This window comes from Alteromonas sp. Cnat3-28, assembly GCF_022348265.1.
Lineage (GTDB): Bacteria > Pseudomonadota > Gammaproteobacteria > Enterobacterales > Alteromonadaceae > Alteromonas > Alteromonas macleodii.
This window is the reverse complement of sequence record NZ_JAKREY010000036.1, coordinates 1-11772: the sequence shown is the minus strand read 5'-3', so window position 1 is coordinate 11772 and position 11772 is coordinate 1. Positions and strand designations below refer to the sequence as shown.

4 protein-coding genes and 1 pseudogene are annotated in these 11772 nt (G+C 46.5%); 1 reads left to right on the top strand and 4 read right to left on the bottom strand.

Translation table 11 applies throughout. The features are described 5' to 3' along the window. Positions 1–156: 156 nt before the first annotated feature. The 3 genes from recD to recC are packed head-to-tail and all read right to left on the bottom strand — an operon-like array spanning position 157 to position 9977. Positions 157–2358, bottom strand: a complete 2202-nt coding sequence (gene recD, locus MHM87_RS19330; RefSeq protein ID WP_239260745.1) for an exodeoxyribonuclease V subunit alpha — start codon at positions 2356–2358, stop codon at positions 157–159. A 33-nt stretch (positions 2359–2391) separates the two neighbouring features. Further along, entirely contained in the window at positions 2392–6357 is a 3966-nt protein-coding gene (gene recB, locus MHM87_RS19325) for an exodeoxyribonuclease V subunit beta (protein ID WP_239260743.1), read from the bottom strand. Then, positions 6354–9977 (bottom strand): exodeoxyribonuclease V subunit gamma, encoded by a 3624-nt coding sequence (recC, locus tag MHM87_RS19320; protein ID WP_239260742.1) that lies wholly within the window; start codon positions 9975–9977, stop codon positions 6354–6356. The genes recB and recC overlap by 4 nt, the downstream gene beginning before the upstream one ends. A 635-nt stretch (positions 9978–10612) precedes the next feature. On the opposite strand from recC, the gene MHM87_RS19315 reads away from it, so the two are divergent. Then, entirely contained in the window at positions 10613–11266 is a 654-nt protein-coding gene (locus MHM87_RS19315; protein ID WP_239260741.1) for a dUTP diphosphatase, read from the top strand. A gap of 159 nt (positions 11267–11425) precedes the next feature. Here the strand turns inward: MHM87_RS19315 and MHM87_RS19310 are convergent. Continuing rightward, positions 11426–11772: pseudogene (locus tag MHM87_RS19310) on the bottom strand (AMP-dependent synthetase); the annotation flags it as partial.

Genomic DNA, 11772 nt, shown 5'->3' with positions numbered 1-11772 from the left:
TTGTCGAATACGATTTACTATGCGACAGTGGAAAGCTGCACTCAAATGGTACAGCTCCATAATTGACGCAGCCTGGGCCGGAGGCATATGAAATTAAATTCGTGGGGATCCCTCAGACTCTGACCCCCAAATTTTGGGGTCAGAGTACATTTATTTCTATTCAATCTCTGGGGTGGCGTTTGATGTGCTCTCTAGTTGCAAGCTTATTGCCTCAGAAAGCCCGGAATAACGCTTATCCACCCGTTGAACCATGTGGGTAAATGTTGCGTTGTCAGAAATGATTAAGCAGCCGTCTTTAGCACGGGTTAACCCTGTGTACACTAGGCCTCGATGAAATAAATTGGCGGCTTTCTCGCTATCAGGCTTAGGTAGAATAAGTACAACATGGTTAAACTCAGAGCCTTGAGATTTATGTATGGTCATGGCATACACAGTTTCAAACTGCGGTACTCTTGATAGCGATATGCTGCGCAACGCTTGTTTTTGCGCTAGCGTCTTGTCAGCACTGTCTCCCGCATTTGCCGAAGCTTTCTGACTTGAACCGTTTTGACCCGAAGCTTGGCTATCCTGGTAAAACCACGCATATAGCTTTCCTTTGCTGTCAGGCCAAATTACACCAACCTCACCGTTTGATAGTCGTTGAGGATGATGATTCTTGACAATCATAATGGGCTGACCTTGATAGAAATGGCCTTCCCGCTTTCTGATTTTGTGCTTGATAGCATCGAACACCAAATTATTCAGGCCTTCTACGCCCATTCCGCCCTTGCGGACTGGGGTTAGCCACCTAACCACATTCAGGCGATTAAGCGCTTCTTCGGCACTGCCAGCGTCAAAAATAGGCAAGAAGCTTTCTTTGGCCAACTGTTGTAAATCACGGCCGCTAACCTGGAGTTCTGGCCATAGGTGAACGCCGGATTGTAGTCGTGATGCCGTATTTGAACCAAGACCCGCACTTTCGTTATTGTCGCCAGCCTTATCGCTAATCGCGGCAAGTGCACCGCTTGCATCACCTCGCTGTATGGCCGTTGCAACTTTAGCCACTTGCCCTTTAAAGCGCTGAGGTGCTTGAAGAGTTGCTACATAGCTTTTTGCCTGCTCATCAACCGGTAACAAGGGCAAATGCGGGCACAGCGTAGCAATGTGCTGACGCATTAACGATGGCACGCCACCTAAAGAAAGCGCGTCGTCATGACTGTTTAAACTAAGTGAGCTATGTGCGCTGTTTGTGCCATTTGGCACATTCGCGTTGTCATCAAAACTTGCTGTCCCGGTACTAACTAGCTGCTCTAGCACGTTACCGAGCTCAACAGCAGGAAGCTGATCAGCGTCTCCAATGAAATAGAGCCGTGCATGGTCTGGCAATGCTCGCACTATGCGCGTCATTAGCGCTAAGTCGACCATACTTGCTTCATCGACAATAAGTACATCTGCTGCCAATTGATTGTGCTGATTGAACTTAGTCGATACACCGTGCTCGCGCAATCCTAGTAATCTATGTAGCGTCACAGCATCGGTAGGCACGTTGTTAAGTACTGTGTCGTTCAACTTGCCGCGAAGCCCGTCTATGCTGTTCATGATAGATTCGGTCATACGCTGTTGCGCTTTACCTGTAGGCGCTGCCAGCACAATTTTTAAGTTTTCATCGCAAGCCTGTAGCGCCAGTAATAAGCGCAATACAGTATAGGTTTTACCTGTTCCTGGCCCACCGTTTATAACGCAAAAGCGCTGCATTAGGCTTTTCGCCACCGCTATTTGCTGCCAATCTTGCCGATCGGTTGTTTCGGTAGGAAAGATTGCTGGCCAAAGTTGCTTTACTTTTTCGCTTGCCTCATCACTTAACGGCGTAAGCGCAGCTCGTTTTACAACATTGCGTGCTACTTCTTGTTCAAATTCATAGTAGCGACGGCTGTACAGCTTGCCGTTGCAATAGACAAATAGTTGAGCCACCTGCTCGTTAACCAGTGCGCTTTTTAAAATTCTAAGTAACGGTGTTAGATGTGGCACGTCAACACCTGCTTTGGGCGCTTTTTCCTGCTCGGTTTGTTCAACCAGCGTCAGTGAAGCAGCCGCCGCCCCATTACTGCTATGCTCATTCGTTTCAACCGCCAAGGCTGCCTCTTGTTCTGCGACTACCTCTTTAAAAAGCGTCGTACCCGCTATGTCTTTTAGATAGATACAGCTGTGGCCATTGCGCTGCATATACGACAAGTATGCTAAGATCCCAGCCCAAATGAACTGTTCTTCTTGCTCCAGTTCATCAATAAAGCCAAATTCTTTTGCGACAAATTTGTCGATCGCCTCGATGCCAAACAAGTTATCAAAAAATGACGGTACAGAGTGTTGATTGCTTTTCATTATTTTCCTTTGCTTTAGCCTCTATGATGTTGACTACTCGTCATCGAAACTAAACTGCTGCTGACCCGAAGACGTTTGTTCCAAAGGCGGGCGAGAGCTGCCTGCATTCGAAGAACTATTGCCTTGCTGGGCATCGTCTTTGCTCGCAAATATCCCGTCTAATCGATTGAGTACAGACGATGGAACATCAGTATAAAATACCCCTTCCCCGCGCTCGTTTTCTGGGTGCATACCGCGTAGATACAAGTAATACACTCCACCCAAATGCATATCTGGGTCGTAGTTAGGCAGCGTATTCTTTAAATAGCGATGTAGCGACAAGCAGTAAATTAAGTACTGAAGGTCGTAAAGGTGATGCTGGTTATTGTGAAACAGCGCTGTTGGCGTGTAGCTATCAAGGGTATCGCCAAGCCAGGTTGATTTGTAGTCTGCCACATAAAACTGACCGTCATGTTCAAAAATCAAGTCAATAAACCCGTGCATCATTCCCTGTAATTTTGCAGTAATTAGTTGTGGCGCTGTTTCCACTTCACCACCAATAACGTCAGCCACGTTTTTTCGATGAGTCGCGAGTACTTCACGAAGCTGAGTCCATTGCGTGTCGTTCATTGGAAAATAGAATTCGGCTTCGCGCAGGGTTTGCGCTAAGGGCAAATCACTCATACTTAGCTGCATATTGGGATACAGAGGCGTCTGTAGCGCTTCTTCTAACCATTCATAAAGTAGCGGCGTTCGCTTTTCATCTAACCCGAAGCGGTTAACCAGTTCCTTACCCGTTTCTTCCCAATCGGGCGCACTAAAGTCACTGTGCTCTAGAATATCGTGAAGTAAATTACCTGCGCTCGCACCTTTCTCTAGGGTAAAACGCAGATCACTTTTACTTACCGTACTTTCAATACCTGCCGAGGAATTGATGTCTGCATCAATTGAGCCCATCTCACCCATAAGGGGGTCGCTTGCATACACTTCTTCATCTCGAATGGTTTGAAGTACGGGCACACTAGGAAGGGGTTGACTCAAGGACTCTGTTGTTGCGCCGGACTCTGCTGCTGTGCCTGTTTCAACGCTTTGGTTAGCACCAACCGTGGTTAAACGGCTCATTGCTGAGAATGAATACAGTCGCCATTCTTCGCTTGCCGTGCCGGTAAATTGCAACGCGGTAAGCTGAGGTAACTCATCTTCTTGTTCAAAGCCAGTATACACTTCCTCAAACTCATCACCGTCGATATGGCAGGCATGGGACGCTTCTTCTTCAGCAACACGGTTTAACACACTTGACCAATCGTTGTTGCTGCCATCGCCACCTACACCAAGTGCTCGTGCTAATGCGCTTCTTTCATTGTTAGTCAGCGGTACAACGCCCATGTAACAGCGATGGGCAGCTCGTGTTACCGCCACATAGGCCAGTCGCATGTCTTCCGCTTCACTCTCACTTTGAACGCGAGCTATCGCCTGTGGCGTCTGCCCAAGCTGCATTTGCAAATCTTGTTTTTCTTCGTCGTAATAAGTAAATATTTGCGATGTAGTGTTGCCGTTTTTAGCGGCGTCTTTATAGCCGGTGGCAAAAGGAACAAACACGATGGGGTACTCTAGCCCTTTCGAGCCGTGTTGAGTAATAAGTCGAATAAGCTGGCTGTCACTTTCAAGGCGCAAAGTAAGCTCTTCATCGCTTTCAGGCTTATGAATTTGCTTATTCAACCAGTCGAGTAGCTGCTCTGGGCGCTGGTGAGTAGTGCTAGCTTTTTCCAGCACTTCGGCCAAATGCTGATAGTTAGTAAGGGCGCGTTCCACGCTGTCAGCATGAGGTTGATAGCTGTCTTGCATTAAATACAGCAGCACACTCATGCACCCTTTTTGCAGCCACATATCGCGCAGCGACAATACCTTGTCGATAGCCGCATCCCACTGCGCGTCATCTTCATGGTATAGCAATTCAATAAGTGTTTGGGCACTATAACCCCAAAGCGGTGACGCCAAGCTCGACGCTACTTTACTGGTGTCGTTAGCGTGCCAAATACCGTTAAGTAACCGCAGTACATCTTTGGCTTCGGCACTGGCAAATAAGTTACTGCGATCGCTTAAATAAACGCACGCCAAGCCTTTTTGCTGCAGTACACTTTTGATAGCGCCAGCTTCGGTCCTGTCTTTCACCAAGATAGCGATATCCTGAGGCATGACCGGCGCGGTACCACCATTGGCGGTTTGGAAGTGCGCTTCGTTCAGTAACCGGTAAATTTCTTGCGCAATCCACTGAGCCATTTTGCGACGCATAATGTGGGCGTTTTCTTTGTCGTCCAAACACATGCTAACGTAGTTCATTGCGCTGCGTTTCGTTACAGCACTTTTCATTACACCGCTCTTCATTACAGCATTTTTCATTACATTGTCTTGTTCGGCAGGGTCGATAAGTGACGTTTTTGCCGCGGCCGCTTTAGGCGTAAATTCGACTGGGTTGTATTTGATATCAAAACCAAACACATCGGCAGGTCTATTTGATGCCACAGGCGCGCCATAAAATAACCGATTATGGGCTTTAACCATTCCCTCAACCGAGCGCCAGTTGGTATTCATCACCCAGCGGTAATCTGCCTGCCTACCCGCTTTTAAATAGGTAAAAATATCGCCACCGCGAAAGCGATAAATCGCCTGCTTGGGGTCACCTATCATTAATAACGCACTTTCGTTAGCATTCTCAAGATTAGGATAAACTGCGTCTAAAATAGCGTACTGCTTTGCATCGGTATCTTGGAATTCGTCAATAAGCGCTACGGGGAATTTTTTGCGAAGCTCAGGCACTAGGGTATTGTTCGGCTTCACCACTTCGTCGGCGAGCATGCGAATAAGATCGTCGAAGTCGATAACGCCAAGCTGCTTTTTCTGCTTTTCAACGCGGGATTTGATGAACGCAATAGCTTCAACCACCAGCTTGAATACAGGCACCTTACCAAGCGCTTTGTCTTTCTCACTAAATGCTTTTTTAAGCGCCCCTGCAAAATCTTTTATAGGCGTTAAGATCTCTTTTACACCAGATGAATTTCGCGCATATCGGTTACCTTTAACAAAGGCTTCCGCTTCGGGCGGCGGAAGATAATAACTTTGTTCATCCACGCAAGAACGCAACCAAGCTTTAAGTGCAGCCAATTCCTGCGGCCGCTCTTTTTTATGGGCCGGTGTTTTGATGAGCTGTTCTACCAATAGCCCTTCATTATCCTCTACGCTTTGAAGTAGAGACTTCACGTAGGCTAAAGACGTGTGCGGCGCTTCATCTAGCTGCGTTTTACACGCCGCCTCAATATCCTCTTCACTAAGCAATATTGGGGTCAGAGTACTTTTAATGCTGGCGTTAAACTCTCGCAACAGTCTGTCAGGTGTATGCCAGCCTGACTCTGCCAGTAGTCTAAACTCGTCCTCACTTTTGCTAATTTTTCGAATCAAGTCTTCGGCAGCTTCAAGATATAAATCGCTGGTGTCATTGCCCAAGTTAAGTGACATGGCAAAGCCGCTGTTAAACGCTAATTGGGTAATAACATGCTGACAAAAGCCGTGAATAGTAAACACCGAGGCTTCATCAAGCTCTAGCTGCGCCGCTTTTAAAAGAGCCAAACTCTCGTCGGTGTCGCAACTATTAAATAAATGCTGATAAACAGGGTCACAGCTACTGTCTATTTCGTTGCCGTTATCTTTGGCTTGCTGCCAAATAAGTAGAGCTTCTCTTAGTGTTGCCGCAATACGCCCCTTTATTTCTTCGGTAGCGGCTTTGGTGAAGGTCATCACCAATATTTCTTTAACGTTGAGCTTTTTTTCAAGCAACAAACGCAGGTACAAACGCGTTATATTAAAGGTTTTACCTGTGCCAGCGCTGGCCTCAATGAGGTGGCGCCCTTTTAACGGCATAGCGACGACATCGAGTAATTGCGCTTCAGTGCCGCTGTGGTCGTCGGTTTGCGGCTGAGATTGTTCGTCTATAGGGTTATCAGAGGATGTAGGGTTGTAACTCATAGCTTCTCCTCCTGAGACGCATTGTTGACCATGGCGAGCAGCACAAAAGCACTTAAATACGGCACATCGTTCCAACTCACGCCCTGAGGAAACAACCAATTTAAGTAAGGGTTGCTTGCCATATCGGCGCTGAACTGCCCGCTACTTTGCTGCCAGTCGGTTAATGCTCGCTGTAACTCTATCGTGTTAAAAAGTGCAGCGGCTTGGTCCACCGCCTGTTTTGCTTTTTCGTGTTTTTCACTTGTCGTTTCGCTAGCTACAGCGTTGTCTTTATCAGTGAACGGGCACATCTCGTCAATTGCATGTTGAACTTGGCTAAGTATCGCTTTGTCGGTTTCACTAGTCCCGTCCGCACTCTCTAGTAGCGCATGCAGAATGTCGGTAAACATCTCAGGCTTTATGCTTTCCACTACAGGCTTAGTGTCTGAATTTCTGGTCCCGGGCATAAAAGTACCGAACAAACTTAAATGAACTGGTGTCGGCGCCGTGTAAACTGCCATATAAAGCTGTTCAATAAACAAAAGTAAACGCACAGCAGTTTCGCGATCGTAAGCGGAGAAACGCTGCTTTTTCAAAATGGTTTCGCCCTTTTCCCAAGCACACGAATAGATATCCAGCGGATAGTTGCTGTAGATGGTTTCTTCATCGCTACTTGAAAAAACTAATTGTGAGATGAAGAAACCCAAAGCGCGATGTGCGTCAATCTTGCCTGCACAAAGCTCGACTAGCGCGTCACTGCCTAATAAAGCGGACGAAGTAAAGGTGATGTATTTGCCTTGAAAGTGCGCTTTTTTAGGCTCCGCATCGTGAGGGCCCATTGCCTGACTTAATGCCAATGCCCCTTCTTTCCACATGTCAACTTCATCTCTGGCAACGGGGTTATTGGGAATATCCCCTCTAAGCGACGCAAAAGTGATCACTTTTTCGCTATAGGAAAGAGAGGTGACATCATCTTTCTCTGGCGCAACGCGCTCTGCAGACGAAAAGATAGCGTCGAGCACCTGATAACGCAGCAGCGCATTGGTTTCAAACGGCTCGCTGTTCTCGAGTAGCGTAAACGATTGAGACAGATTCACACCAAGGCGTTGTACGGAAAAATACTCCAGCGGATCTTTGAAAGCTCTCGCAATTTGAATACCTGATAAACGAAGCGATTGCGTTGATAGTGCGTCAGGTGATGGCGCTAACGTTGCCGTATCCGCATCATTGGTAGAGTCATTATCTGCTTCATCGGTATTTAATTTCGTTTTTTGTAACGCGTCAGCTAACCGTAACCACCCTGTTTCGTAGCTCGGCAAGGTTCCCGTAAAGCCTTCTTCACTAAACGGGTGTAGCGGCGCATTAACGCTGTACTTTGATAACTCCAGTGCGTAGCTGTTTTCTAGCATATCCATGAACTCAGCCAATACCAGACTGGGTTGTCGCTCACTATTATTAGTAACGTCGTTCCCTTGGTAACTTAAATATAAGCTGTCTCTGGTGGAAATAATGGCTTCTAGGAATAAATACCTGTCTTCCAAACGCCGTGAGCGGTCACCAATTTGGCGGCCAGCACCTGCCATTAAATCGAGGCCAAGTGGGCTTGATTTTCTGGGGAATTCACTGTCGTTCAGGCCCAAAATGCACACTTTTTTAAACGGTATGCTTCGCATGGGCAGCATTGAACACACCGTAACCTGACCGGTCATAAAGTGGTTACCCGCATCTGGCGACGAGAATCGATTGAGTAGCAGGTCGCGAACCTGACGAAGGGTGAGTTCGTGTTCATAACCTGCCTCTTCGCATCGTGCAGCAAGATCGGCAGCAACTTTGGCAATAAGATCCCAACTTTGCTGCTGCTCTTTTATCGGCATAAAACACGCATCTCTAAGCGATATTAAGGCTTTAGACCACTGCGCGGCCGTCCTTGGGGCTGTTAATACTTGGGCAAACTCACCCAACAGCGCCACAACGTCAATAAGCTTGCCTAGCGTAAGCGCACTTTGTCCTTCAACGTCGGGAATAGTAAGTAAGTCACTCACAATGACTTCACTATCTGGTGCAAGCATACCCATAAGTAATCGACGTATTCCCCACCACCAGCTGTAAGTGTCGTCTAGATCAACACCTTCTGAAACGGCCGTTTTATGGGCGCTATTAAGACCCCAATGAATATGAGCTTGTTTTAGCCAAACCACCATTTGCTCGATATCATCTTGTGACACTGAGAAACGCTTTTGCACTGAATCTAGCTGCAGATAATCCATAATGTCCGACACACCAAAGCGGCTATCGGGCAGCTGTAACAGCGCCATAAACGCCGCAATCAACGGCTCTGCATCCATTGGGCTTCTATCTGCAATGGTACACGGAAGCCTAACCTGCCCCCTGCCAGCCAAAGCCTTTGTGCCTACTCTGTGAAATACAGCATCAACAAATGGCGCGTAGTTTTCGATGGCCGGGCACATCACCAGAATATCAGATGGGGTGCGCGTTTTATCTTGAGATAACCAGTGTAACAAGTGGTCGTGTAATACCTGCACTTCGCGAAGTGCGGAATGGGTACACATGATAGTAACGCTATCGTCTTTTTCTCTTAAATCATGAGCAAGTGGCTTCGGTTGAGCGGCCTGCAAGATATCGTTGTGAATATACTCAAGTAGACCACGAGCATTGTCGCTGCCAGCGTTATCGTTTGTTTCTTCAAAATCCGGTGAATCAAACGCACTAATCTCAAAGGTATCCAGTTCAGTGAGTAAGTTGAATAGCTCTCTGCCCTGTTTACCTAAGTTGCCAAGCAGCGGGTTTGACTGATCTTCTTCCATCCATTTTTTAAGGCCTTCTAACCGCAATAATTTCGCCTGTTCGCTACTGCTTTTCGCTTCACCCCAATAATTAACGCTGGGGTTTAGGTGAAATATATGAATATCAATGTGCTGCGCGAGGGCGTCAAAAAATGCGATAAGCTGTGGGGCCATAGTATTAATAGCAAACACTATCACACGATCAGGCAACTTGTTCGTTGGCTCGCTTGGTAAATGACCAGCTTCCAACGCATCGAGCGTCATTTGATGCAAACGTGCAGGATGCAACGGCTGCTCTTTGACCAATATGCGCCAAATTTCGCTTTGCCATATCTCCATGTCATCAAATACAGCGCGTTCGTTAGCTTCCCATTTAAACAACCAGTCTGGGCGGTACAACAAGTATTGCTCGTACACGTCGGCCAGAGCGGTAGCAAGCTGAAGGCGCTGTAACCCCTGCTCTTGTTCACTTCCCGCATTTTGCCAATACCGGTTAACTTGTTCGAAGGCTTCTGCGCTCATTAGCGAGCCATCTTGGAGAATATTGTCGATTCGCCATGTCAGTACTTCACGACGATAGGGAGATTGCTTGGGTACTTTGTCCTGTCCAAGTACTGTACGTGCTGTATTCCACATAAAGCGCACTGGTAAAGGGTAATCAATATTCATAGCCACGCCGTGTTGAGTGGCAAGCTGCATACTGACCCAGTGCTGCATACCCGGGCTTTCAACCAAGATGGTTTCTGGTGTAAACACACCCATGGGCTGCTGACGTAAAAGCGTGGTGAGAAGAAAACTTAAGTGTTCTAATTTATTAGAGGGATATAGCGCAAGCAATCGAAAAATCCTTTGTAGAACGTGCTTTTAGATACTGTGCAAAGACTGTACAGTTATCGTCGACCTTATAATTTAGTGTATCGCATTGTGCTCAGTAGTTAAGTTATTTCTCCAAAATTTAGATGAGCAAATGTCTTATGATAATAAAACAAATACCGGGGGCATGGCGAAAACAATATCCGGAGGGTTCTTAGCAAAGTGATAGAGAGATCTGGCGCAGTAAATGAGTGCAAAGAAGCGTGTGTGGGCGATTTTCAGACAAAAAAAACCCACACAGACCTCAGGACACGAAAAATCTGTATGGGTAAGGTTTACGGTCTACTCAGTAACAACGTGAATAAGCGTTGCCTGGCACTCATTCACGTTAGCGCTACTGAGCAGCACTGTTAACGATTTATGTTTTGCAGGTTGAATGCCAACTTTTTAACCATTAAATATCAACAACTTACACGAAACGAGAAAACATGACCAATAAGTCATAGTTTTACCGTGGTGCAAGTGCACCACGAGCAAGCAGACATTAAAGAAAGCGCTTTACTCTCGCTGTCGTAAATTTAGCAGTTTCTCCCGAAGCGTCATTCAAGTACAATTTCGCCTTTACGAAACGCAATACAATTTCACGGTCAGGAGCAACAATGTTAACCGCGCAACAACTCGCCACTATGCTTTCTCTTCAGGATAAAATGAACGCCAAAGTAAACCCAGACTGGCTAAATGCTGGTTACGGATACTTACGTGCAGCAATGGTAGAGTCAGTTGAAGCGATTGAGCATCACGGCTGGAAATGGTGGAAAGCACAGCAAAAAGACTTGCCACAGCTTCAGATGGAATTGGTGGATATCTGGCACTTTGCACTAAGTGCCTGCATTATTGAATATAAAGGCGATATCGCTGAATCTGCAAAAAGTATTGCTTCTGAACTGGCAAGTGGCAACACCTCAGTGACTTTTGATGGCAAAGACTATGACGCGTCAAATTTGTCGCTTCTTGATAATTTAGAGCTCATGACGGGCCTTTGCGCCGCCAAACGCTTTAGCGTGCCACTATTCATGTTCATCGTAAGCCAGTGTGAAATGTCAGCTGACGAACTGTATCGTCAGTACGTAGGTAAAAATGTGCTCAATTTTTTCCGCCAAGATAACGGCTATAAAGAAGGCACTTACGTAAAAGTGTGGGAAGGCCGTGAAGACAACGAGCATTTGGTAGAAGTAATGGATGCCCTAGATTTAACGAAGCCAGAGTTTAGCGACTTAGTGTATGAAGGGTTACGCTCTCGCTACCCTTCTTAAAGCGACCAATGCGTTTCGTTTAACGCGATGTAGCGTCGCTGTAGTGCTTATAGCCCAACACAGTTTCAACGCTTATTGCGTCTCCTTCCGATAACAAAAAGCTCTGTCATGGACAGAGCTTTTTTAATTATTGCCAAAGCAAAAGACTCAACGACGATTTTACGCGTCAACCCAAACTAATTTGTCGCTATAGCTACCTTGGATAATATCAACAAAGCGGTCTTCTAAAACATGACGCTTTACTTTGAGCGTCGGAGTCAGCAAGTCGTTTTCGATGCTCCATTCGTTTTTCATAATGACAACGCGATCCATAACCTGATGGCTTTCCAGTTTTGCGTTGATAGCTTCGAATGTTTTCTTAAGGCTTGCTTCAATGCCCGCTTTGTCTTTTTTCTGCGCTTCTTCACTAAGCACTAGCAAAGCCACAGGTTGAGGCAAATTAGTCCCCGTTACACACACTTGCTCAACAATAGGGTTTTCCATGAATTTTGCTTCAATCGGCGCTG